Source organism: Nocardia sp. NPDC006982 (assembly GCF_042869435.1).
GTDB lineage: Bacteria > Actinomycetota > Actinomycetes > Mycobacteriales > Mycobacteriaceae > Nocardia.
In genome coordinates this window covers 163228-188011 of sequence record NZ_JBIAFV010000002.1, presented here as the reverse complement: position 1 = coordinate 188011, position 24784 = coordinate 163228, and the positions used below count along the sequence as shown (strand labels likewise).

Annotated in this window: 19 protein-coding genes; 14 read left to right on the top strand and 5 right to left on the bottom strand. The window is 65.6% G+C overall.

The annotated features are described in order from the left end of the window. Positions 1 to 17 precede the first annotated feature (17 nt). Positions 18 to 695, top strand: coding sequence for a phosphoribosylformylglycinamidine synthase subunit PurQ (purQ, locus tag ACFYOW_RS09845; RefSeq protein ID WP_387286365.1), 678 nt, complete (start codon positions 18 to 20; stop codon positions 693 to 695). A gap of 300 nt (positions 696 to 995) precedes the next feature. Here purQ and ACFYOW_RS09840 read toward each other — a convergent pair whose 3' ends face one another. After that, entirely contained in the window at positions 996 to 2072 is a 1077-nt protein-coding gene (locus ACFYOW_RS09840; RefSeq protein WP_387286363.1) for a substrate-binding domain-containing protein, read from the bottom strand. Positions 2073 to 2121: 49 nt separating this feature from the next. Here ACFYOW_RS09840 and ACFYOW_RS09835 point away from each other — a divergent pair, with 49 nt between their 5' ends. Both ACFYOW_RS09835 and ACFYOW_RS09830 read left to right on the top strand, forming a co-directional pair. Further along, the gene (locus ACFYOW_RS09835; RefSeq protein WP_387286361.1) at positions 2122 to 2547 is read left to right on the top strand and encodes a MarR family winged helix-turn-helix transcriptional regulator; all 426 of its coding nucleotides are present in this window, start codon (positions 2122 to 2124) and stop codon (positions 2545 to 2547) included. 438 nt (positions 2548 to 2985) lie between these two features. Beyond that, positions 2986 to 4293 carry a M18 family aminopeptidase gene (locus ACFYOW_RS09830; RefSeq protein ID WP_387286359.1) on the top strand — a complete coding sequence of 436 codons (1308 nt, stop codon included), beginning with the start codon at positions 2986 to 2988 and terminating at the stop codon, positions 4291 to 4293. A 338-nt stretch (positions 4294 to 4631) separates the two neighbouring features. Here ACFYOW_RS09830 and ACFYOW_RS09825 read toward each other — a convergent pair whose 3' ends face one another. After that, positions 4632 to 5933: a glycosyltransferase 87 family protein gene (locus ACFYOW_RS09825; RefSeq protein ID WP_387286357.1), complete on the bottom strand. Its 1302-nt coding sequence runs from the start codon at positions 5931 to 5933 to the stop codon at positions 4632 to 4634. Between the two features lie 177 nt (positions 5934 to 6110). On the opposite strand from ACFYOW_RS09825, the gene purL reads away from it, so the two are divergent. Together purL and ACFYOW_RS09815 are read left to right on the top strand one after the other, a co-directional pair. Beyond that, positions 6111 to 8405, top strand: coding sequence for a phosphoribosylformylglycinamidine synthase subunit PurL (purL, locus tag ACFYOW_RS09820; protein WP_387286355.1), 2295 nt, complete (start codon positions 6111 to 6113; stop codon positions 8403 to 8405). Between the two features lie 71 nt (positions 8406 to 8476). Continuing rightward, positions 8477 to 10258: an alpha/beta hydrolase gene (locus tag ACFYOW_RS09815; protein WP_387286353.1), complete on the top strand. Its 1782-nt coding sequence runs from the start codon at positions 8477 to 8479 to the stop codon at positions 10256 to 10258. Between the two features lie 58 nt (positions 10259 to 10316). On the opposite strand, the gene ACFYOW_RS09810 is transcribed toward ACFYOW_RS09815, so the two are convergent. Beyond that, positions 10317 to 10607 (bottom strand): YiaA/YiaB family inner membrane protein, encoded by a 291-nt coding sequence (locus tag ACFYOW_RS09810; protein WP_387286351.1) that lies wholly within the window; start codon positions 10605 to 10607, stop codon positions 10317 to 10319. A 378-nt stretch (positions 10608 to 10985) separates the two neighbouring features. Between ACFYOW_RS09810 and ACFYOW_RS09805 the strand changes: the two genes are divergently transcribed. The 4 genes from ACFYOW_RS09805 to ACFYOW_RS09790 all read left to right on the top strand — a co-directional run bounded on the left by ACFYOW_RS09805 (position 10986) and on the right by ACFYOW_RS09790 (position 14636). Then, the gene (locus tag ACFYOW_RS09805; protein WP_387286349.1) at positions 10986 to 12737 is read left to right on the top strand and encodes an alpha/beta hydrolase; all 1752 of its coding nucleotides are present in this window, start codon (positions 10986 to 10988) and stop codon (positions 12735 to 12737) included. A 35-nt stretch (positions 12738 to 12772) separates the two neighbouring features. After that, positions 12773 to 13387, top strand: coding sequence for a CPBP family intramembrane glutamic endopeptidase (locus ACFYOW_RS09800; protein WP_387286347.1), 615 nt, complete (start codon positions 12773 to 12775; stop codon positions 13385 to 13387). 220 nt (positions 13388 to 13607) lie between these two features. Beyond that, the gene (locus ACFYOW_RS09795) at positions 13608 to 13970 is read left to right on the top strand and encodes a sterol carrier family protein (protein ID WP_387287423.1); all 363 of its coding nucleotides are present in this window, start codon (positions 13608 to 13610) and stop codon (positions 13968 to 13970) included. Between the two features lie 381 nt (positions 13971 to 14351). After that, positions 14352 to 14636: a hypothetical protein gene (locus tag ACFYOW_RS09790; RefSeq protein WP_387286345.1), complete on the top strand. Its 285-nt coding sequence runs from the start codon at positions 14352 to 14354 to the stop codon at positions 14634 to 14636. A gap of 155 nt (positions 14637 to 14791) precedes the next feature. On the opposite strand, the gene ACFYOW_RS09785 is transcribed toward ACFYOW_RS09790, so the two are convergent. Together ACFYOW_RS09785 and ACFYOW_RS09780 are read right to left on the bottom strand one after the other, a co-directional pair. Next, positions 14792 to 15853 (bottom strand): acyl-CoA dehydrogenase, encoded by a 1062-nt coding sequence (locus ACFYOW_RS09785; protein ID WP_387286343.1) that lies wholly within the window; start codon positions 15851 to 15853, stop codon positions 14792 to 14794. A 10-nt stretch (positions 15854 to 15863) separates the two neighbouring features. Next, a complete protein-coding gene (locus ACFYOW_RS09780) occupies positions 15864 to 17117 on the bottom strand; it encodes an ABC transporter permease (protein WP_387287421.1) in 1254 nt (417 codons plus the stop codon). Positions 17118 to 17334: 217 nt separating this feature from the next. On the opposite strand from ACFYOW_RS09780, the gene purF reads away from it, so the two are divergent. The 5 genes from purF to ACFYOW_RS09755 all read left to right on the top strand — a co-directional run bounded on the left by purF (position 17335) and on the right by ACFYOW_RS09755 (position 24760). Then, a complete protein-coding gene (gene purF, locus ACFYOW_RS09775; protein ID WP_387287419.1) occupies positions 17335 to 18894 on the top strand; it encodes an amidophosphoribosyltransferase in 1560 nt (519 codons plus the stop codon). A gap of 397 nt (positions 18895 to 19291) precedes the next feature. Further along, on the top strand, positions 19292 to 20848 hold the full coding sequence (locus ACFYOW_RS09770; protein WP_387287417.1) for an ABC transporter substrate-binding protein: 1557 nt from the start codon (positions 19292 to 19294) through the stop codon (positions 20846 to 20848). Between the two features lie 119 nt (positions 20849 to 20967). Then, positions 20968 to 21978, top strand: coding sequence for an ABC transporter permease (locus tag ACFYOW_RS09765; RefSeq protein WP_245566998.1), 1011 nt, complete (start codon positions 20968 to 20970; stop codon positions 21976 to 21978). Positions 21979 to 22013: 35 nt separating this feature from the next. Further along, entirely contained in the window at positions 22014 to 23078 is a 1065-nt protein-coding gene (locus ACFYOW_RS09760) for an ABC transporter permease (protein ID WP_387287415.1), read from the top strand. Further along, positions 23075 to 24760: an ABC transporter ATP-binding protein gene (locus tag ACFYOW_RS09755; RefSeq protein ID WP_387286341.1), complete on the top strand. Its 1686-nt coding sequence runs from the start codon at positions 23075 to 23077 to the stop codon at positions 24758 to 24760. The genes ACFYOW_RS09760 and ACFYOW_RS09755 overlap by 4 nt, the downstream gene beginning before the upstream one ends. The last annotated feature ends 24 nt before the right edge of the window (positions 24761 to 24784 follow it).

Below are 24784 nucleotides of genomic sequence, written 5' to 3'. Positions count from 1 at the left end.
ATCAGCGAGGCGCAGTCATGACCGCGCGGATCGGGGTAATTACTTTTCCGGGCACGCTCGACGATGTCGACGCCGCTCGGGCGGTGAAACTGGCGGGCGCCGAGGCGGTCAGCCTGTGGCATGCCGATGCCGATCTGAAGCAGGTCGACGCGGTGGTCGTGCCGGGTGGCTTCTCCTATGGTGACTACCTGCGTGCCGGTGCCATCGCCCGGTTCGCCCCGGTGATGGGCGAGGTCGTCAAGGCCGCGGGTAAGGGTCTGCCGATCCTGGGCATCTGCAACGGTTTCCAGGTGCTGTGCGAGGCGGGTCTGCTGCCCGGTGCGCTGACCCGCAACGAGGGTCTGCACTTCGTCTGCCGTGACGAATGGCTGCGCGTCGAAACCGCGAATACCGCATGGACCTCGCGCTTCGAGCCCGGCGCCCAGATCCTCATCCCGATCAAGAACGCCGAGGGTCGCTACCAGGCGTCGGAGAGCGTGCTCGATGAACTCGAGGGCGAGGGCCGGGTGGTCTTCCGTTACGCGGGCGACAATCCGAACGGGTCCCAGCGCGATATCGCGGGCATTTCCTCGGCCGATGGCCGGATCGTCGGCCTGATGCCGCATCCCGAACACGCCACCGAGCCGCTGACCGGCCCGAGCGACGACGGCCTCGGCCTGTTCCTCTCGGTACTCGACACCCTGGTCGCTGTGTAGTTTGGCCGCGCGTCTGGCGCGGCGTGTTCGGGGCCCCCGGGTGTGCGGTGGCCTCGCATTCGCTCGTCCAAGCGCAAGAGACTGATGGCGGACTGCGTCCGGCAGCGTTCGATGGGCGCGGGTGATCCTTGCGAGCGTCCTGCAAGCAGTCGCTAGCGGCCGAGACTCGCGACTTCGTCGCATGCGCTTCGGCCACTCGGCTGTGTTCGATGGCCGCGCCTGCGGCGCGGACGCGAGACGGGCCGCGAACGTCGCTCGTAAGACTCGCTCCGTCGTGGTCATCGTGGCAGGTAAGTCACCTCAAGTGATCCGGGCGATGATGTCGAAATCGACGCCGTCGGCCAGCGCGATGTAGCCGTGCTGCTGCGCCTGGTTTCCGATGAAAGATCGGGAACCGCCGGGTGTTTCGAGTTGTACGCCCTGATCGAGGGACGCGTGCACGTCGGGTACGGCCAGTGATCCGACCGTCTCGCCGATCGCGCGCAGGGTGTGGATCGCCTCGTAGCTCATATTGCTGAAGCTGGTCAGAGCGGGTGCGAAGGTGCCGTGTAGGCGGCGGTAGCGAGCCAGTCGGTCGCGGCCGTCGTCGGTGTCCGGGTCCACGAAGAAGCTCGATGCCACATAAAAGTTGTGGTTGGCGTCGGGACCGCCGGTCAGCAGGACGTTCTCGTCGGCGGCCGGGCTGATACGCAGCAGCGTGTCGGCGCGTCCGGCGGCGGCGAACTGCTGGTTGAAGCGGGAGACATCCGCGCCGACCATCAGGATGATGACGGCATCGGCTTGGTCCAATGCGGGATCGCTGAGGAATTCACCGAAGTCCGGTGCGCCGAGCGGTACGAATCGCTCCAGCACGATGGCACTCGGATCGGCCAGACTGCGGCGCACCGCCTTGGCCGATTCGCGCGGCCAGATGTAGTCGTTGCCGATGATCGCCCAGCGGCGCACACCGTGTTCGCGCTCGAGCCAGTGCACGGCGGGCAGGGTCTGACCCGCCGGATGTTCCCCGAGCATCAGCACCCCGGGTAGCTCATTGGTGAGGCCCTCGTGTCCGGTGGCGAAAAGGTAGGGCACCCGGCTGGCATTGGCTCGCGCGACGGCCAAGCGCACCGCCGAGGTGTGCCAGCCGGTGATCGCGTGCACCATTCCGGTGGCGAGCAGCGCGGAAACCTCATCGGCGACCTCGCGCGGATTCCGGCCGCCATCGATATTCGTAGTACGAATTTCGCGACCGAGAAAACCGGCCCCAGCATTGATTTCGTCGACCGCGAGGGAAATCGCCGCATCGCACGACGCCGCGACGATACCGCCCGGTCCCTGCATCGGAACTATGTTCAGGATCTCGATCGTGCCGTCTGGGCTCTCGCCGAACGCTGACATTCGGTACTCTTCTTCTCGTTCGAGCGAAATTCATGGCAGGCAGGAAATAATGACAACCATTGTAAGCGGATATTCCACGCTGCATGGTGCGCTGCGTGCCGCGGAACGGCGTTGGCTGGATCACCTCGACGCCGCCCTGTGCGCCAGGCAACTGACGGCCGATCAATGGTCGATGCTGTCGAATCTGTCCAACGAGTTCGGGGTCACCATGAGTGAGCTCGCGGCCAGGTCACAGCTACCGCCGTCCTCGGCGACCAGGCACGCCGACGCACTCGCCGAACGCGGCCTGATTTTCCGGGTGGCCGCCGAGGACGACCGCCGCCGCATCCTGATCGGCCTGAGCAGGCTCGGTTCGGATCTGGTCGACGCGGTGCGCGCCGAGGAGGAGCGCGTGGAGCAGGAGCTGCGTTCGCGTATCGGTGCGCGGCGTTATGCCGAGCTGATGCGTTTGCTCGAACTCGTTTCCGCGGAGTAGTTCAAATCGGTACAGCCTCAGTCATCGGATGAATTAATCCTATGAATGTCCGGTTGTGCCGGTGTGGGCGCGTAAATTTCCATTCCTTCGGTTATGTTCCGAATAGACCGCATTATGGTGCCCCCGGTATTCGAGTAGTACGACTGGACAGAGTTGTACTCCGCCGCCGCGGCGGTGATTCCCGGCGACGAAACCGCGGACTTCGCCGAGGCATGCCACCGCAGCGACGGCGGGGTGTCGGTGAGGGTACTCCGACCGCGATCACTTCAATCCGTACGGATTGTTGAACCGGGCTGTCGACCATGTGCCGGGGCTAGCGGACTGCCAGCTCGATGTTATCGAGCCCGGACAAACCACCGCTCGAAGCGCAGGAGCGCGTGCGGGGCCTGATCGAGACGGATCTCGAGGTCTGCGCGACGTCTGCATAGGATCGCAGGCATGCCCGTTTCCACTACCGCAGCCACGGCCGCCGGACTGTGCGCCTTCATCGACGATTCACCGTCGCCGTTCCACGTGTGCCGGACGGTCGCGCGGGAACTGGACGCCCACGGCTTCACCCCGCTCGCGGAGTCGGCGCCGTGGCCATCGGATGGGCCGAGCCGCCATTACGTCGTGCGCGGCGGCTCGCTGGTGGCGTGGGCGACAGCCGATTCCGCCGGTGTGACGCCGTTCCGGGTGGTCGGTGCGCATACCGACAGTCCGAATCTGCGGGTGAAGCAGTATCCGGATCTGGCCGCCGTCGGCTGGCAGCTGGTCGGGCTGGAGCCCTACGGCGGCGCCTGGCTGAATTCGTGGCTGGACCGGGAACTCGGCATCTCCGGACGGCTCAGCGTGCGCGACGGAAATGCGGTGCGCGACCAGCTGGTTCGCATCGATGAACCGATTCTGCGGGTGCCGCAGTTGGCCATCCACCTTTCGGAGGACCGCCGGGGTGTCACGCTCGATCCGCAGCGACATGTCAATGCGATCTGGGGTCTGGGTGCGCAGCCGCGCTCGTTCCTCGATTTCGTCGCCGAATATGCCGAGGTCGATCCGCAGGCGGTGCTCGGCTGGGAGCTGATGACCCACGATCTGGCACCGAGCCGGTTGGTGGGCCGCGATCGCGATCTGGTGAGCGCGCCGCGCCTGGACAACCAGGGCACCTGCTACGCCGGATTGAACGCCTTCCTCGCGGCGCTCGAGGAACCAGGTTCGGCCATTCCGGTTTTGGCGATGTTCGATCACGAGGAGGTCGGCAGTCAGTCCGATCGCGGCGCGCAGTCCGATTTGCTGCCGACGGTGCTGGAGCGCATCGTGCTCGCACGCGGTGGCGGCCGCGCCGAATACCTGGCCGCCCTGGCCGGATCCGTCTGCGCCTCCGGCGATATGGCGCACGCGACCCATCCCAATTACCCGGACCGGCACGAGCCCGCCCACCGCATCGAGGTCAACGGCGGCCCGGTACTCAAGGTCAACCAGAATCTGCGCTACGCCACCGACGCCGCAGGTGCGGGTGCCTTCGCCCTGGCCTGCGCCCAAGCCGAGGTCCCGCTGCAGCGCTACGTGCACCGCGCCGATCTCCCCTGCGGCTCCACCATCGGCCCGATGACCGCCGCCCGCACCGGCATGCCCACCGTCGACGTCGGCGCACCCCAGCTGGCAATGCACTCCGCCCGCGAAATGATGGGCGCCGAAGACGTTTCGGCCTACGCCGCGGCCCTGGCCGCCTTCCTGACCCCCGCCCCGTCGGATTACCGTCGACGGTAGTCACATGGTGGTCGGGATCGAGGGGCGAGCCGCCATGTGACTACGGTCGATTGTTGGGTGGACTGCGGTGGGTTCTGTTGTCCTGCAACGACATCTCGGGGTTTGAGCCGTCCTGGATGATGTGCCGTTCCGCGGCTTTTCCGGGCCGCGCTGGGTGCGTCGCGTGCCGTACCCGGCTTACCTCCCGCAGTCAGGTGGCTTCCGGCCCGGTCCACCGGCTGTGGTTGCGTGCTTTGTCGAGGGTAGTCAAATGGTGGTTGGGTTCGGGGTGTTGAGCGACCATTCGACTGCCCTCGACGAGGCTCGCGACCATTTGACTGCGCTCGATGGGCGGGTGCCTAGGTTGGTGTGGCGGATTTGTCCGGCGCTGTTGTGGCCGGCGGGTGGTAGGTGACGACGGCGACCACGAACACTGCCAGGGTCGCGAGGACGTAACTGCTGCCGATGATTTGTTGCCACCAGGCCCAGCCGAGTTCCAGGTCCTTCGAATGCGGCAGGAGCCACTGGGGGCCGATCATGAACAGGACGGTGAAGGCTGCGACGGAGCCGATGAACCAGCGATTGCGGGTGCCGCGTGCGATGGCGTCGGCGGCGACCAGGATGGCGGGGGCGATCCAAACCCAGTGGTGCGACCAGGAAACCGGGGAAACCAGCAGTACCGCGGCAGCGTTCACCATCAGTGCGGCGACCTGCTGTCCCGCTTCGAGCAGGCGGCGCATCCACACCGCGGCGAGGGCAATCGCGATGAGCGACAGGGTGATCCAGATCAGGGTGGCCAGGGAATCGGAGACGCCGAGGCGGAAAGCCATGCCCTTGATCGACTGATTGCCCGCGAAGTACGGCGGGCCGATGCGGCCGGTATCGGCCAGGGTGTGGAACCAGTATTCGGCCGAATCGCTTGGGAACAGCAGGAATCCGAGTCCGACCGCGACGATCGCGGAGACGATCAGCGTGCCCGCCGCCTTCCAATCCCGGCGCAGCAGGAAGTACAGCAGATATCCGGCCGGAATCAATTTCACCGAGACCGCGATGCCGATGAGCATGCCGCGCGGCCAGAACGGTTTGCGGACAAGGCAATCCATGGTGATCGCGGCCATCAGCACCAGATTGATCTGGCCGAAGCCGAAGGTCGCCCGGATCGGTTCGGACGTCTGCGCCACCGCGACCATACCGATGACCAGCGCCAGCACGGTCCGCCGCTCGAGGCTCGGGCGCAGCCGCGCGAGCACCAGCCAGAGCGTGATGCCGAGGCTGAGCACCGAGGTGGCGGTCACCAGCACCTCGGCCAGCGGCAGTGGCATCAGCGCGAGCGGTGCGAAGAACAGGGCGGCCAGCGGGGGATAGGTGAACGGCAGTCCGATCCCCTCGACCGGGGGCATCGGTCCGTACAACTCGCCGTCGTCGAGCCAGACGCGCGCACCGTTGCGATAGACCTGCAGATCGATGTATCCGTTCCACCAGTGCACCACCAGCGAGACGATGGCCGACACGGCGAACATCGCCACGGCGATCAGCAGCCAGCGCACCTGCGGGTTCGACAATGAGAATCGCGGCGAGACATCCGAGTCGAGTTCGAGCCGAGTGTTCTGCGTGGTGACGGGCTGCTCGGCCGGATCCGCAACCCCCGATCGATCGTTCACGGCCAAAGCGTAGCGGTTGCGAGCTCGCGCGATGTGTGCCGACCCGAGGCATCCGGGCCCGAAAACCGACGATCCGGACGACCGGTCGATGCGAGCGGCTGCCCATCGAGGGCCACGGCTAAACTTCATGGCGAATCCCCAGCTTCGCGCTCCGGCCCGAAAGGACCCTGGTACTCCGTGACTCCGCAGGTCGACACCGTCAGCGCAGCCGCAGCAACTCCCGACGCCCCGCAGCCGTACAAGGAGCTCGGTCTCAAAGACGACGAGTACGCGCGGATCAAGGAAATCCTCGGCCGTCGGCCGACCGACGCCGAACTGGCGATGTATTCGGTGATGTGGAGCGAGCACTGCTCCTACAAGTCCTCGAAGGTGCATCTGCGCTACTTCGGCGAGACCACCACCGACGAGATGAAGTCCGCGATGCTCGCGGGCATCGGTGAGAACGCGGGCGTCGTCGATATCGGCGAGGGCTGGGCGGTCACCTTCAAGGTGGAGAGCCACAACCACCCCTCCTATGTGGAGCCGTATCAGGGTGCGGCCACCGGTGTCGGCGGCATCGTGCGCGACATCATGGCCATGGGCGCGCGGCCCATCGCGGTGATGGACCAGCTGCGCTTTGGTGCGGCGGACGCGGCCGATACCCGGCGCGTGGTCGACGGTGTGGTGCGCGGTGTCGGCGGCTACGGCAACTCGCTCGGCCTGCCGAATGTCGGCGGCGAGACCGTTTTCGATGCCTCCTACCAAGGCAATCCGCTGGTCAACGCGCTGTGCGCCGGTGTCATGCGGGTCGAGGATCTGCATCTGGCCTTCGCCTCCGGCGCGGGCAACAAGATCATTCTGTTCGGCGCGCGCACCGGCCTCGACGGCATCGGCGGCGTCTCGGTGCTCGCCTCGGACACCTTCTCCGGTGACGAGTCCGGCACCGGCCGCAAGAAGCTGCCGAGCGTCCAGGTCGGCGACCCGTTCGCCGAGAAGGTGCTCATCGAGTGCTGTCTCGAGCTGTACGCGGCCAAGCTGGTGGTCGGCATCCAGGACCTCGGCGGCGCCGGATTGTCCTGTGCCACTTCAGAACTCGCGGCGGCGGGCGACGGCGGCATGCATATCGACTTGACCAAGGTGCCGCTGCGCGCCAAGGGTATGACCCCGGCCGAGGTGCTCTCCAGCGAATCGCAGGAGCGCATGTGCGCGGTGGTCACGCCGGAGAACGTGGACGCGTTCATGGCCGTCTGCCACAAGTGGGATGTGCTTGCCACGGTCATCGGTGAGGTCACCGAGGGCGACCGGCTGGTGATCAGCTGGCACGGCGAGACCGTTGTCGATGTGCCGCCGCGCACCGTCGCACATCAGGGCCCCGTGTACGAGCGCCCGGTCCGGCGACCGGACTTCCAGGACGCGCTCATCGCCGATACCCCGGACACGCTGCCCCGGCCGAAGACCCCGGAGGAACTGCGCGCCACCGTATTGCAGATGGTCGCCAGCCCGCAGCTGTGCAGCCGCCGGTGGATCACCGAGCAGTACGACCGCTACGTTCGCGGCAATACCGTGCTCGCCGAACATGCCGACGCGGGTGTCATCCGGATCGATGAGGAGACCGGCCGCGGCATCGCGCTGGCCACCGACGCGTCCGGCCGCTACACCAAGCTCGACCCCTACACCGGCGCGCAGCTCGCACTGGCCGAGGCCTACCGCAATGTGGCCACCACCGGCGCGACGCCGAAAGCCGTCACCAACTGCCTGAACTTCGGTTCCCCGGAGGATCCGGGCGTCATGTGGCAGTTCCAGCAGGCGGTGCGCGGTCTCGCGGACGGCTGTGTGGCCCTCGGCATTCCGGTCACCGGCGGCAATGTCAGCTTCTACAACCAGACCGGTCAGGACGCCATCCTGCCGACCCCGGTGGTCGGCGTGCTCGGCGTCATCGACGATGTGCACCGGCGCATCCCGACCGGACTCGGCCTGGAGCCGGGCGAGACGCTGATCCTGCTCGGCGAGACCGCCGACGAATTCGGCGGCTCGATCTGGTCGCAGGTCGCCCACGACCATCTCGGCGGCGTGCCGCCCAAGGTCGACTTCGCCCGCGAGCAGCTGCTCGCCGAGGTGCTGACCTCGGGTTCGCGCGACGGCATGATCAGTGCGGCGCACGACCTTTCTGAGGGCGGCCTGATCCAGACCGTAATCGAGGCCGCGCTGGCCGGCGAAACCGGTTGCCGCATTCTGCTCCCCGAGGGTTCGGATCCGTTCGTGCAGCTGTTCTCCGAATCGGCGGGCCGGGTGCTCGTCGCGGTACCGCGCTCCGAGGAGACTCGCTTCACCAAGATGTGCACCGCACGCGAATTGCCGTGGATGCGCATCGGTGTGGTCGATCAGGGCTCGGATTCCGTCGAGGTACAGGGCCAGTTCTCGATCACCCTGGACGACCTGCGCGAGGCGCATGAGGGCACGCTGCCGAAGCTGTTCGGGGCCAGTGCCGTTTGAGCGCGCCGGAGGCTGGTGAAGTCTCGGCAGTCCTACGCAGGGCTGGATTTGCGGCGTTCGCTGTCCCCTCCGTGGTCACGCTCCGCTACCGCCTCCGGGGCCTGAGCTCGCGCCGGGACGGCGTCGGCAAGCTTGTCGGCGCCGTCGAGCGTTTCTTCCACCCGAATTACGTCGGCCTCATCGTGGCCACGGTGTTCTTCGGCTGGTCGCTGACACCCTCGCTGCTGCCACGGGATTGGCTGTTCGAGGGGCTGGTCAGCGGGATCAATGCAGCCATCGGCTACGGCGTAGGCTGTCTGTTCGAATGGATTTATCGCAAGTGGTTGCGGAAACCGTTGCGCCGCAAAGTCGCTCAGTTGCCGCCTGCGGTCACGCGGGTGTGGGCGAAGCGGCCGAAATGGCTGTCCGGTGCGGTCAAGACCACGATTGTGTTCGCCTGTCTCGGCGTCGCTGTTTTCCTGCTGATCGAATCGGCCCGCTGGCAGCGCGAAATCACCGCGCTCATGGGCATGGAACCCATCACTACCTCCGGGTTCCTACGCACTGGCGGTATGAGCGCGCTGGTCGGCGCGATCGTCATCGCGGTGTTCCGGATACTGCGGCGGCTCGTCCGTTCGATCGCATTCGAGCTGATCAGGCGAGCCCACTTTCCGCGCCAATTGGCCGTGCCGACCGGAGTACTCATCGTGGTCGTCGCGATGGTGTTGCTGTTCAACGGCGTGCTCACCAAAGTCTTTTTCGACGTGGCGAATTCGGCCTTCAGCGTGCGCAATGGCAACACCTCGCCGAATGCCGTACAGCCGCAGCTGCCGGAGCGCTCCGGCAATCCGAATTCGCTGGCGGCCTGGGACACCCTCGGGTCCGAGGGCCGCTGGTTCGTCTCGTACGTGCCGAGCGCGGGCGATATCAGCCAGGTCACCGGAAAGCCCGCGCGCGAACCGATTCGGGTCTACGCCGGATTGGAATCGGCCGACGGACCGGAGGCGCAGGCGGAATTGGTCGCGGCGGAGTTGGAGCGCACAAAGGCATTCGAGCGCAAGGTGCTGGTGGTCGTCACGACAACGGGCACCGGCTGGGTCGATTCGTCCAGCGCCGAATCCATCGAGCTGATGTACAACGGCGACACCGCGATCGCCGCGACCCAGTACTCCTATCTGCCGAGCGTGCTGTCGTTCCTGTCCGATAAGGCCAAGGCCACTCAGATGGGAAAGCTGGTTTTCGACAAGATTTATGAGCACTGGTCGGCCCGGCCGCCGGACGCGCGGCCGAAACTGCTCGTCTATGGCGAGAGCCTGGGATCCCAAGGCTCCGAAGGTGCTTTCACCGGACTGGCCGACATTCGATCGAAGACCGACGGCGTGCTGTGGGTCGGACCGCCGAATTCCAACCGGCTGTGGAGTGAAGTCACCGCCCGCCGCGACCCGGGCACACCGGAGATCCTGCCGACCTACGCCGATGGACTGGTGGTGCGCTTCTCCGACAGCCGCGCCGACCTGTGGAAGCCTGGGGACAACTGGCTGCCACCCCGCATCGCCTATCTGCAGCACGCCTCCGATCCGGTGGTCTGGTGGTCGCCGGATCTGCTGTTCAGCGAACCCGATTGGTTGCGCGAATCGCGTGGTCCCGATGTTTCCTCGCGCATGGCGTGGTATCCGATCGTCACGTTCTGGCAGGTCGCCGCGGATCTGCCCAGGGCGCAGAGCGTCAGCGACGGACATGGGCACAACTACGGCAACCTGGTATTGGATGCGTGGGCCGCGATCGCGCAGCCGCCGGATTGGTCGGCTGATCTGGCGGACCGGATCCGGGATTATCTGGCGATCTCCTCGGCCCGCGAGCATCAGCTGAAATAGCGCACACATCCGGGCGGGCCCGCACCCCTCGTCGCCGGACCCGTCCAGATGCGCACCATCAGGCGACGGATTTGAACGGATCGTGCTCCGCGATCAGTTTTTCCATCCGCGCCTCGTCCAAGCGCCGACCGATGCTTGCCGATTCCTGTTGGTCGCGAACCACCTTCGCCAGGGTGAACGCACTCGATACCAGAAACAGCACGGACATGCCGAGGAAGCCACGCTGCGCGATATCCAGCGGCAGGTAGAAGATGCCGACGCCGGTCCCGAAGAAGCTGACGCCGAACGCGATCGCGGCTTGGGCGAGGAAGGCCGAAGAGGTTTTCGGCCGGGCGTTGGGATTGCTCATGCCTGTGCCTCGCTGACGCTCGGCTCCGGCATGCACAAGGCGCGCCGGCAAATGATTCGTTCGCTTCGCTCACTCATGGATACCGAGTCTGCTGATCAGGGACGCTGCGCAACCGCGTACAACTACTCGAGCGTGTTGGGTAGTTGCCGGACGTCGCGGTAAGTGACACTGCCGCTGGATGATTCGCGAATCGAGCCGATCGCCCCGGTCGAGCCTCCATGTGATCTGTGCCCCCGATACCGCGCGGCGCTGCGGGCAACCACCCGTTGACCCGAGCACACCCGCATACTGTTCGGGTGATGATCGCTACGGACCTGTCGGCGCCCGTGCCCGATCCGAACCGCCACGAACCGGGCATCGCGCCGTCGCGCTGAGTCGATGCTCGAAACCGCGACCACCCTGACGAAGCTGCGTGCGCGCTGCGTCGTGGTCGTGCGGCGTGCCGAGGACATCATCGATCTCAATTACGTCGGGCTGGTCTTCGCGACGATCTTTTTCGCCCTGTCGGTGACGCCGTCGCTGGTACCGCGCGACTGGCTGTTCCAGGGCCTGATCAGCGGCATCAATGCCGCGCTCGGCTACGGTCTCGGCTGCCTATTGGAGTGGTTGTTCCGGATCTGGGGTCGGCCTCGGCTGGCCGAGCTACTGCGCGATCGGATTTCGCCGCCGCCGACCTGGGTGCGCTATGCGGTGAAATCCGCGATCCTGCTCACCGCCGCCCTCACTGCGGCCTTCATGCTGGTGCAGTCGGCCCGCTGGCAGCGCGAGATCACCGCGCTGATGGGTATGGAGGGCACAACCACCCCCGCCTATCTGCGCACCGGACTGCTCAGTATCGCGGTGGGGACCGGGGTGGTCGCGGTGTATCGGACGCTGCGCGAGATCATCCGATTCCTGGCCCGCCAGCTCAACCGCTGGGTGCGGGTGCCGCGCGAGCTGGCGCCATCGGCCGGATTCCTGGTTCTGGTGGTGCTGACCGTCACGGTGTTCAACGGCGTCGCCTCGCGCGCCTTCTTCGCGGTGGCCAACTCGGCATTCAGCGTGCAGAACGATCACACCTCGCCGAATGCGGTTCAGCCGGTGCAGCCGGAGCGCTCGGGAAGTCCGGCCTCGCTGGCGAAATGGGATTCGCTCGGATTCGAGGGCCGCTGGTTCGTCTCGCACGGGCCGTCCGCGGCCCGGATCACCTCGACCACCGGTAAACCCGCCCGCGAACCGATTCGCGCATATGTGGGTCTCGAGTCGGCGCAGAGCGGCGAAGCGCGAGCCGCGCTTGCCGTGTCCGAATTGGAGCGCATGGGCGCCTTCGACCGCAAGGTGCTGGTGGTGGTCACCACAACCGGCACCGGATGGGTGAATTCCATGGCGGCCGGCGCCATCGAGTACATGTACGGCGGCGATTCCGCCATCGTGGCCTCACAGTATTCGTATCTGCCCAGCGTGCTGTCCTTCCTCGCGGACCGCGGCAAGGCATCGGATGCGGGTAGGCAGCTGTTCGACGCGGTCTACCAGCATTGGTCGGCGCGGCCCGAGGGGACGCGGCCGAAGCTGCTCGTGTACGGCGAGAGTCTGGGCTCGCAGGGCTCGGAGGCGGCCTTCGACGGACTCGCCGACCTGCGCTCCAAGGTCGATGGTGCGCTGTGGGTCGGGCCGCCGAATTCGAATCGACTGTGGGAGCAGTTCGTTTCGCGACGCGATCCCGGATCGCGCGAGGTCGAACCGGTGTACGCCGACGGTCTTGTGGTCCGATTCGCCTCCGACAGCGCCGATCTCGCGCGTCCGACCACCGAATGGCGCGCCCCGCGCATCGCCTATCTACAGCACGCCTCCGACCCGATCGTCTGGTGGTCCTCGGATCTGATCTTCTCCCAACCGGATTGGCTCTCCGAACCGCGCGGCTCCGATGTGTCCTCGCAGATGCGCTGGTGGCCGTTCGTCACCTTCTGGCAGGTCACCTGTGATCTGTCCAATGCGCAGGGCGTCGCAGACGGGCACGGGCACCGGTACGGCAGTCTGGTACTGGACGGCTGGATCGCCGTCGCAGCACCGCCGGATTGGACCGTGGAGCAGTCCGACAAGATCCGAGCACAGATCGAGGCTGCCGAGGATTACGAGCGCGAGATCAAATGACGTTTATCGGGCGTGTCGCGAAAACTGCTGTCGCCGTGGGTGTTCCGTTGGCATGGAGCAATTGGCTGTTGCCGCGCTTGAAGCTGGATCTGCGCGGTCGCACCGCTGCCAATGCCGGATTCGCGACCGGTTACGCAGTGGCATTTCGCGGCCGTCCGAACTGGTTGTCCGTGCGGGGGCTCTGTTACGGACTCGCCTCGGCGGGCGTGGTAGCCGCCGGTTATGGTGCGGCCGTTGCTATTCCGGCGCTGCGCAATCGTCTGGGTGGGTTCAGCGACCGGGCTCCGGATGTTCGGCTCGGTGAGTGGGTCGCGGTACATATCCCGATCGGCACGGTCTACAGCGAGGAACTCATCTTCCGGGCAACACTGAACCCGTTGCTGGACAAGGAGTTCGGGCCACGCTGCGGTGCGTTGATCGGAGCAGCCACCTTCGGCCTGTGGCACATCTATCCCGCGCGCGCTGCGGGCGACAGCGTTCCCGCCTCGATCGCCGCGACCGCAGCCGGTGGCCTCCTGTTCGACCTGCTGCGCCGCCGCACCGACAGCGCCACGGCCCCCGCTCTGCTGCACTTCGCCGTGAACGCCGGGGGTGCGCTTGCGCCGCGAATCGCCGCCCGGTTCGCTTCGACTGCTGCTCGGGGTGGCTGATTTCGGCGTCGGTTTGTGCTCGGGGTGGCTGATTTCGGCGTGGGCTTGTGCTCGGGGCAGCTGATCGGCACGCCTTCCACACACCGCAGGCAGTGCGGCTGCCGACCGAATGCGCTACAGGTGCGGGACCGGTTCCGACCGACCCGCTCCATCGGCGTTGTCGGAGCCCAGCAGTAATCTCGGCACCGTGGCAGGACGAGGAACGGTGGATCCAGCGGAAATGCGAGCGGCGGTCGAAGCGGTCAGCACCTGGCTGCGCGACGACTCGACGCCCGCCCCCGCCAGGCCTGAACTCGCGGCCGCGGTCCGCACCACCGTCCGTACCCTCGCCGCGTCCGCACCCGGCCATTCCGTCGAGGTCCGCGTCCCACCTTTCGTGGCCGTGCAGTGCATCGAGGGTCCACGGCACACCAGGGGCACACCACCGAATGTCGTCGAAACCGACCCGCGCACCTGGCTCCTACTCGCCACCGGCCTCCTCGACTTCGACGTCGCGGTGGCATCGGGCACAGTCACCGCTTCCGGCAGCCGAACTGGCGAAGTCGCCCACTGGCTGCCCATCACGCGCGCCACCACAGACTAACGATCAGCCGCACTGCCATTGCGGTGCTGAGCGCGTAGTGTGCCGTACCCGGCTTACCTTCCGCAGTCAGATACAGGCCCCCGGCTTCCGGAGTGGTCAGCTGGCTGTGGTTGCGCTCTCGAGCGTTTGTCGAGGGTAGTCAAATGGTGGTTGTGGGTGGGGGTTGGAGCAACCATTTGACTACCGCCGATGAGCTCGAACCACCATTGACTCCCCTCGATGGTGGCGGCGGTTTCATGGCAAAACGACGGAACCCCCGGAGTTTCCGGGGGTTCCATGAGTTCCAATGGCAGGGTTACGGCCGATCGAACTCGCCGTCGTCGGCGCCGGCGAGGAAGGCGTCCCATTCGGCTGGGGTGAAGATCAGCTCGGATTCTGATCATGGAGATCGCAGAGCAGGCGCAGGTCGAAGCGGCCGTGATCCGAGAAGTCATCGACGCGGTGGACAAGCGGATCTCCGCGATCGAGGGCACCTCGAAACTCGGAGTGCACAAAGCCCGCATCTACGCCGCAGTCATCTATGAGGTCTTGGCCAGCGCCCGCGAGAACTCCATTGGCTCAATGTGTCTGCTCGACGCGCCACTCCTGGACTCCATCCTGGACGGCGATGAGGTCGAGGGAACCGATGTCTTCGATCGAATACTGGAAGTCATCATTGCCAGTTGAAAGACTTCCCGCCCGAGAGGCATTCGGCAGGGGTGAGTGGATGCCCGGGACAGCCATTCTCACAACAGGTTCCGCGGTCCAACCATCCCACTGTGCCCGTGTTGTGCCCAGAGGAGACGTGAATCCCCGGTGTGGGATGCGAGGCTTCGCAAGCGCTAAGGGTAGACAGTGTCGGCGGCCTGGGTCAGGCGGTCCAGCAGCGCGGTCCTGATGGCCGGGCGGGAGCCGAAGACCAGCGTGAAGGTCGCCTCACGCAGTGAGCGCTCGGCGATGTTGCCCCGCGTGACGGCCGCACTACCGGTGGCCGTCACCAGGGCGGTGGCCACGCGGACGGCGAGTTCGGAGGCACGGGCGCGGGCCAGGTAGACATCCGACTGGCCGCTGAGCGCATCGTCGAGTTCGGTTCGGATGCGGGCGGCTTCGGCGGACGAAGCGGTGGTGTCGATGCCGAGTTGCGTGAGTTCGCCGAGGCAGCGCCGCACGATGCCGAGAGCGATCGCACCGTTGCGCCAGGCGGCCAGGATGAAGGAGGCGTTGAAGCTGCGCAGCGAAATCTGGTTGTCCACAGCGGAATCGGGCACCTGGACACCGTCGAAGGTGAGCGTCACGGTCTTGCTCGCGTCGGCGGCGATGAGCGGGAGCGGGGTGGCATGCATCGTGGCGCCCGGTTCGGCGGGCACCAGCACGCTGATCAGCGATCCCTCGTCGTCGGCATCGCGCGCCATCACGCCGAGGACGTCCACCAGACCCCACCCGGTGACGAACGGTGCGCTGCCGTCGAGCACATACCCACCGTCGACGCGACGCGCGATCAAGCCGGGTTGGTCGTTCGCGCCCGCGTAACTCACGCCCGCGCGCACCCGACCGTGCCGCAGATCCTCGGTAAGTCGTTCGCGCAGTTCGAGATTCGGTGAGGTGGCGATCCGTCGCGCGACCCCAAGATGCTGTGCCCAGACGAAGGTGGTCGTCAGACATCCGGCGACCAGGATCTCACCGGCCTGGGTGAAGGTGGCGATATCCATATCGTCGGCCATGGTCGCACCGTAGAACCCGTACTCGGCGAGTAGGTCGAAATGGGTGCCGGGAATTTCGCCGGTGCGGTCGACCGCGTCGGCCTGTGGTGCGAATACTTCATCGGCCAGATAACGCGCGTGTTCGATCCACGAATTCACAGGACCCATCTTGGTGCATGCCGCGAACTCGGTCGCAGCCGCCACGGGGCTCGCCTCAGCCGCGGGACAGATCGCGCCGATGCAGGCCCCTGTAGTCGTAGTACCGGGTGATGAAGGTGCCTAGCATCAGCCCGATCGCGAGCCCGAGCACCGCCATCCACACCCCGCGCGCCAACCCCGCCGGGAAGTTCGCGTCGAAATAGAGAATTGCGCGCACACCGACGAACACCTGGTGCATCGGCTCGAATTTCGCCAGCCAGCCCAGATATTTCGGCGTCGCCTCGATCGGTACGGTGCCGCCCGAGGAGGGCAGCCCGAGAATGATGAACAGGATCAGGTTGATCAGCAAACCCGCCGAACCGACCGCTGCGAGGATGGACAATCCGGTGATCCCGACCGCCATGATGGCCAGCGCGCTATAGAGAAACAGCGTGAGCGGATGATCGATCGGCATATCGAGCAGGTCGGCCACACCCAGGAATACGCCCGCGACGATATTCGCGGTGATCACCATCACACCCCATTTGATCAGCAGCGTATTGAACCGCGAGATCGGAGTGGCCGGAAAATGCACGTACCACGGCCCGTATTCGGTGGGCACGAATCCGAGTGCGGCATCGATCATGGTGTGGATGGTCATCGAGCCGACCAGTCCGGCGAGCAGAAGTAGCAGCGCGTAGAAGAACGCCGTCAAACCCTGTCCGGTGCCGGACGGCAGCGGACGGAACGGCGAGACGACGATGTGCACCGGATCCGCGAGCGCCACCCGCGTCGCACCCGTCAGCTCGGGCGCTGCCCCGCCGCTCGGCGGCGTCAACTGAGCATTCACCTGATCGGTCAGCTTCTTACCGACCTGCTCGTTCACCTGGGTCAGCGCCTGGGTGCCGATGGTCGTGACGATATTGGTGACGAACGCACCACTGCGCGGATTCGTCTGCAGCGTCAGCGCCGGGCGCTGGATATCACCGGGCACCACACTGCCCACACCGAGAATTCCGAGGCGCTTACTGAAATCGCTGGGGATGAGGATCGTGCCGTAGACCGCACCGGACTGCATCTTCAGCTCGGCGTCGTTGATGCCGAGCACCTGCAGATCGACCTTGTCCGCCGGAATGCCCTGCCGCAGAGCATCGGTGATCTGTGTGCCGAAATTCACCTGCTGCCCGCCGACCGTATCGCCGACATCCTGGTTCACCAATGCGATCGGGAAATCGTGCAGGTTCTTCTCCGGATCGACGACGTAATCCAGATACATCGTGGCCAGCAGCGCCATGAACAGCGTCAGTACCGCGATCGGGACCAGCCACATGCGCGCGGTCAACCGGGTATCCGACCCACGGGTGCGCGCACTGTCCGAAGTCGTCACGGCTTGGCACGGTAGCACCGTGCCGTGTGGAAAAACGGCAGCGTCGCTCGGCGATTGCTGTGCCTACCCGGTGGCGGTGATCGCGGCGCATCGTTCACCCGTAGAATGGCCATTGCCCCCAGCCCGCCCGAACAGGGAGCAAACGGTGACCAACGCCGAGATGCCGGTCGAAACTACCCCCGATCAGGTCGAGAACGAACCACGCGAAGAGTGTGGTGTGTTCGGAGTCTGGGCGCCGAGCGAGGACGTGGCCAAGCTCACGTACTACGGCTTGTATGCGCTGCAACACCGCGGCCAGGAGGCCGCGGGCATCGCCGTCTCCGACGGCTCACAAATTCTGGTCTTCAAGGATCTGGGCCTGGTCAGCCAGGTATTCGACGAGCAGACGCTGGCCGCGATGCCGGGTCATATCGCCGTCGGTCACTGTCGCTACTCCACCACCGGCTCCACCACCTGGGAGAATGCGCAGCCGATCTTCCGCACCACCTCGGTCGGCTCCGGACTTGCGTTGGGCCACAACGGAAATCTGGTCAATACCGCCGAATTGAGCGCGCGCGCACGCGAACTCGGGCTGATCGGTATGCCGCCGGTCTCCGGTGGTCGCCCCGCGCCGATCACCGCCACCTCCGACTCGGATGTGATGACCGCGCTGCTCGCACACGCCGCCGCGGATTCGAGCATCGAGCAGGCCGCGATGAAGCTGCTGCCGACGCTGAAGGGCGCGTTCTGTCTGACCTTCATGGACGAGCACACCCTCTATGCCGCGCGGGATCCGCACGGTGTTCGTCCGCTGTGCCTCGGCCGGCTCGAGCGTGGCTGGGTCGTAGCCAGTGAGACCGCCGCGCTGGATATCGTCGGCGCCGCCTTCGTCCGGGAGATCGAGCCGGGCGAACTGCTGGCGATCGACGCCGACGGCGTGCGGTCCATGCGTTTCGCCAACCCCGAACCCAAGGGCTGCGTCTTCGAATTCGTCTATCTGGCCCGGCCCGACAGCACCATCTCCGGTCGCTCAGTGCACGCCACCCGGGTGGAGATCGGTCGTCGCCTGGCCAAGGAACATCCGGTCGAGGCCGATCTGGTGATTCCGGTGCCGGAGTCCGGTACCCCCGCCGCGGTCGGTTACGCACAGGGCTCGGGTGTGCCGTACGGGCAGGGCCTGATGAAGAACGCCTACGTCGGGCGCACCTTCATCCAGCCGAGTCAGACCATCCGCCAGCTCGGCATCCGGCTCAAGCTGAATCCGCTGCGCGAGGTGATCCGCGGTAAACGGCTCATCGTGGTGGATGACTCCATCGTGCGCGGCAACACCCAGCGCGCGTTGATCCGGATGCTGCGCGAGGCCGGCGCGGTGGAGATCCACGTGCGGATCGCCTCGCCGCCGGTGAAGTGGCCGTGCTTCTACGGCATCGACTTCGCCTCGCGTGCGGAGCTGATCGCCAATGGCGCGGGCGCCGATGACAGCTACGACGACATGGTGGAGGCCGTGCGCCGTTCGATCGGCGCGGACACCCTCGGCTACATCTCCACCGAGGGCATGATCGCCGCCACCGAGCAGCCGCGCTCGAGGTTGTGCAGCGCCTGCTTCGACGGCGAATACCCGATCCCGCTGCCCACCGAGGCGGCCATCGGCAAGAACGTGCTCGAGGGCATGCTCACCGGCCAGTCCGAGGCAATGTTGTTGAGCGAGAACGCGAATGCGAGTGCGCTGAGCCGCCCCTGACAGAATTCGACGATCACGAACCCCTCGGCGGAAAGCCGGGGGGTTCGATCTTGTTCGGCCGCCTTCGACGCGACCTGTCCGCGGCTGTGCCGTGGCCTACTCGAGACGCGGCGGCGACGCTCTCGAGGCGAACCTGGTCATTCGTCCGGTGATCCGGCGTTACCCGCGCACCATTCGTAACCTCCGCTAACCCGCCCGTGATTTTTTCTTTGAAAACGCAACATCCCAGAAATGGATCCTGGGTACGGTGCCCGACATATCGGAAGTTAACCGTGCCCGCCGCTGTCCTGTGATCCAGCACACGCGGCGTGGCGCGCTCGAGAAGTGGGGCCTGATGATGAGGGTTTCGAAGAAGCCTGGGCGAGGCAACCGGACGCGACGAATCGCGGCGGTCGGGATGGCGGCGCTGGCCGTGTCCGCGATCGCGGGATGCGGTTCGGGGCGCACCGGTGGTGGTGGCGACGGGGCCGGACTGGTGGCGGGCACCACGGACAAGATCTTCTCGCTCGACCCCGCGGCCGCCTACGACAACGGTTCGCTGCTGGTCGAAACTCAGATCTATTCGTATCTGCTGAATTTCGCGCCCGGCGATGCCACCCCGAAGCCCGATGCCGCGGAGAAGTGTGACTTCAGCTCTCCGACGGTATACACCTGCAAACTGAAGTCGGGGCTGAAGTTCGCCAATGGGAACCCGTTGACCGCCAAGAGCGTCAAGTTCTCCTTCGATCGCATGCTGGGCATCAACGACCCGAACGGTCCCGCCTCGCTGCTGGGCAATCTCGAGAAGACCGAGATCGCCGACGACCTGACGGTGAACTTCACCTTGAAGGTCGCCAACGATCAGACCTTCCCCGCGATCCTGCCGACCCAGGCCGGTCCGATCGTGGACGAGAAGGTCTTCCCGGCCGACAAGGTGCTGCCGGATGAGGAAGTGGTGAAGACGAAGGGCTACTCAGGCCCGTACACGATCGCCAGCTACGACAAGAACAAGCTGGTCGAGTACAAGGCGTTCCCGGATTACAAGGGCATCCTCGGCACACCTAAGACATCGCAGGTCTCCACCAAGTACTACGCGACCTCCGACAATATGAAGCTCGATCTGCAGAGCGGTGCGCTCGATGTCGCCTACCGATCCTTCACGCCGACCGATATCGAATCGCTGCGCAAGGACAGCAAGGTCAAGGTGGAAGACGGGCCCGGCGGCGAGCTGCGCTATATCGTCTTCAATCTGAACACCATGCCGGGCGGCACCCCGGAGCAGAAGCTGGCGGTGCGCAAGGCCATCGCCTCATCGATCGACCGGCCCGCGCTGGCCGAGGGCGTCTACAAGAACACCTATCAGCCCGCGTACGGCTTTGTGCCGCAGGGTATGCCGGGTGCGGCCGAGCCGCTCAAGGACCTCTACGGGGCCAAGCCCAATAAGGATGCGGCGGCGAAATTCCTCTCCGGTGCGGGCATCGCGACACCGGTGGAGTTGAACCTGCAGTACAACCCTGACCACTACGGTTCGAGCAGCTCCGAGGAGTATGCGGCGATCAAATCGCAACTGGAGTCGACCGGACTGTTCAAGGTGAATCTGCAATCCACCGAATGGGTTACCTACCAGAAGGAACGGGCCCGCGACGGTTACCCGCTCTATCACTTCGGCTGGTTCCCGGACTACCCGGACGCCGACGACTACCTGACCCCGTTCTTCGGCCCCAACAACTTCCTGCAGTCGCACTTCGAGGACCCGAAGATCAACTCGCAGCTCACCGCGGAGACCACCGAGCAGGACAAGACCAAGCGCATCAAGCTGATCGAAGACGTGCAGAAGGATCTCGCGCAGAACTACCTGCCGACCCTGCCGCTGCTGTCCGGTAAGCAGATCGCGGTGTCGAATCCGAGCGTCAAGGGTGTGTCGGACACACTCGACGCGTCCTTCAAGTTCCGGTACACGGTGCTGAGCAAGTGACATCGGGCGAAGCCGGGCCCGAAGCTGTTGCCGCCGCTGAAAAGCAGGCACCGGTTCGGGCCCGGCGTTTCGGGCTGCCAAGGGCCGGGAAGTCGAGTGGGGATTCCCGGCAGCTGGCGTTGTTGCGGTACTTGGTGATTCGACTGTTCTTGATCCTGCCGACGGCGTGGATCCTGGTCACCGTCGTGTTCTTCCTGATGCGGGTGATCGGCGATCCGATCAGCGCCGCGATGGGCGGACGAATGACCCAGGAACAGATCGAAGTGCGCAAGGAGGCCGCCGGTTTGAACCGGCCGATCCTGACCCAGTATTGGGAGTACATCTCCGGGCTGATGCACGGGGACTTCGGTCACTCCCAGGACAATCGGCAGATCAGCGAGGTGGTGACAACCTACGGCGCGGCCACCCTGGAACTGGTGTTCTGGGCGCTGCTCGTCGCCTTCGCGGTCGGCGTGCCACTCGGCAGATACGCTGCGACACATCGTGATTCGACCGCCGACGCCGGGCTGCGGTTGTTCGCCATCCTGGCCTACGCGGCGCCGGTCTTCTTCGTCGGTCTGCTGCTGAAGCTGATCTTCGCGGTGAAGCTGGAGTGGCTGCCGGTCGCCGGTCGGGCGAGCACCCCCGTCGAGCTGCAACTGCAGCATGTCTCGCCGAAGACCAACATTATGGTGGTCGACGCAATCCTCTACGGGGACAACAGTTATCTGATCGATGTGCTGAAGCATGCGATATTGCCCGCGGTCGCACTCGGTCTGCTGACAGCGGGCATCTTCCTGCGCCTGGTGCGCGTCAATCTGATACAGACACTGCACAGCGAATTCGTGGATGCCGCACGCGCACGCGGACTTTCGGCGCGGGTGGTGACGGGGCGACATGCCGTGCGCAACGCGATGATTCCGATCATCACGGTGATGGGCATGTATATCGCGACGCTGCTCGGCGGCGCGGTGCTCACCGAGACCACCTTCGAATGGAAAGGGCTGGGTTATCAGCTCGCGGAATACCTGCATCAACGCGATTTCATCGCGGTGCAGGGGATCGTCGCGTTCCTGGCGCTGGCCGTCGCGGTCATCAGCTTCCTGGTGGATGTCATCGTCGCGCTGATCGACCCGAGAGTGAGGTTCTGATGACCGCTCCGGAATTGGCGAATGAACCACTGGTGATGCCGCCGGTGCCGACGGCGAAGCGCAGGCGGATCCCCGGATTGCGGCTGTTCACGATGACCGCCGGATTGCAGCGGGTGACGCTGATCGTCGGACTCGCACTCGTCGCGGTATTCGTATTCGTCGCGATCTTCGCACCGCTGATCGCACCGTACGGGCTTGCCCAGAACTCTTCGGACGGAGTCGCTTTCGTCGCACAGCAACCGCCGTCGGGTCAGCATTGGTTCGGCACGTCGGTGCGCAGCGAGGATGTGTTGTCCCGGGTGATCTTCGGCGCCCGTACCGCGCTGTTCGTGATCGCGATCTCGCTGGTGATGTCATTGGTCGTCGGGGTACCGCTGGGATTGGTGTCCGGGTACATCGGACGTGCGCTCGACCGGGTGCTCGTTCTGTTCATGGACGCCATCTACGCATTCCCGACCCTGCTGCTCGCGATCGTCGTGTCCATCGTGGTCGCGGGTGGGCAGTCGAGCAGCTTCGGCGGCGTGCTGTCGGCGGCCGTCGCCATCACGGCGATCTATGTGCCGCAATACTTTCGGGTGGTTCGCAATGCGACCGTCGCGGTGAAGAACGAACCGTATGTGGACGCGGCCAGGGTCACCGGTGCGTCCACCACTCGAATCATGTTCCGGCACATCCTCGCCAACGTCACCCAGTCGCTGCCGGTGATCGTCACCCTCAACGCAGGCGATGCCATCCTGACGTTGGCCGCGCTGGGCTTCCTCGGTTTCGGTATCGAACCGACCCAGGCCGCCGAATGGGGTTACGACCTCAACAAGGCGCTTTCCGATGTGTCCAATGGCATTTGGTGGACGGGCATCTTCCCCGGCACGGCCATCGTTCTGGTCGTTCTCGGCCTGACACTGGTCGGCGAAAGTCTCAACGAGGTGCTGAATCCGTTGCTGCGCACCCGTCGAGCCCTCAGCCCGGCCACCGTCGCCAGCGACACTGCACTCGAAAAAGGCGTTCCCACAACGGAACTCACCGTCGCTGAACTGGATCTGCACGAAAGCGGCGGCGCCGCCGATAAAGACAGTCCAGCAGGGGAAGGAGTATCGCAATGACGGAAGCGGTCGCCGAGACCAAACGCGCGGCGCTGTCCATCGAATCGCTGTCGGTCACCTTCGCCACCGACGCGGGTCCGGTCTACGCGGTCAGCAATGTCTCCTACGCGGTATTCCCCGGCGAGGTGCTCGCCATCGTCGGGGAATCCGGCTCCGGAAAATCGGTTAGCTCGCGCACCGCGATCGGACTGCTGCCGGATACCGCGCGAATCGATGGCCTGGTCACCCTCGGCGCGGACAAGGTCACCTCGATGAGCGAGCGGCAGCTCACCGCGCTGCGCGGCGGCGCGATCTCGATGATCTTCCAGGAGCCCGGTCGCGCACTCGACCCGCTGTTCACGGTGGGCTATCAGATCGCCGAGGCACTGCGGGCGCACAGCGATATGAGCCGCAAGGCCGCCAAGGCCAGGGCGATCGAACTGCTGCGCATGGTCGGCCTGCCCGATCCGGAGCATCGGGTGGACTACTACCCGCATCAGCTCTCCGGCGGCCAGAAGCAGCGCGTGATGATCGCGATCGCGATTTCCTGCGAGCCGAAGGTGATCATCGCCGACGAACCGACCACCGCACTCGATGTCACCGTGCAGGCCGAAATCCTGGAATTGCTGCGCGATCTGCGCGATCGCATCGGCAGCGCCATCGTGCTGATCACGCACAATATGGGCGTGGTCGCCGATATCGCCGACCGGGTGGTGGTCATGCGCGACGGCAAGGTGGTCGAGCAGGCGCCGGTGGACGAGCTGTTCGCGGCGCCGAAGCAGGATTACACCCGCAAACTCCTCGCGGCCGTTCCGCATCTGGGCACCGAGCAGTTGGAGCACGGTGCGGTCGAGGAGGTCGCCACCGGCGAGCCGGTGCTCGAGGTGACCGATCTGGTTGTGCAGTTTCCCGGACCGTTCGGCCGACCACCGTTCCGCGCCGTGGACGACGTGAGCCTGTCCATTCGGCCCGGCGAAACACTCGGCCTGGTCGGTGAATCCGGTTCCGGGAAGTCGACCATCGGCCGCTGCGTCGCGGCCTTGCAGCGGCCGACCTCCGGGGTCGTGAAGGTGCGCGGACAGAACATCGCGGAGCTGTCGCAGCGGCAGCTGCGGCCGATTCGCCGCCGCTTCGGATTCGTCTTCCAGGATCCGGCCAGCTCGCTGAATCCGCGGCTCACCGTCGGTGACTGCGTGGCGGAACCGCTGATCGTGCACAAGGCGGGCAGTTCGGCGGAGATCCGGGCGCGAGTCCGCAAACTCCTCGATGACGTGCAGTTGCCCGCGGGCACCGAACGCCGCTATCCGCACGAACTGTCCGGCGGCCAACGGCAGCGCGCCAGCCTGGCCAGAGCGCTGGTCCTCGATCCGGACCTGCTGGTGGCCGACGAGCCGACCAGTGCGCTGGACGTCTCGGTGCAGGCGGCGGTGCTGGAGCTGTTCGGTCAGCTACAGCAGGAATGCGGCTGGGCCTGCCTGTTCATCAGCCACGATCTGGCGGTCGTCGACCAACTGGCCGATCGGATCGTGGTACTGCGCAACGGCGCGGTGGTCGAGCAGGGTGATCGTGATCGCATTCTGCGCCGTCCGGAGCAGGAGTACACCCGGCGACTGGTCGCCGCGGTGCCGGTGCCGGATCCGGTGGAGCAGCGACGCAGGCGTGCGCAAACGGCGGCCCTGTTCGCGACAGAGCAGGGCGAATGAGCCGTGTCGGCGGGAAGCAGGCGG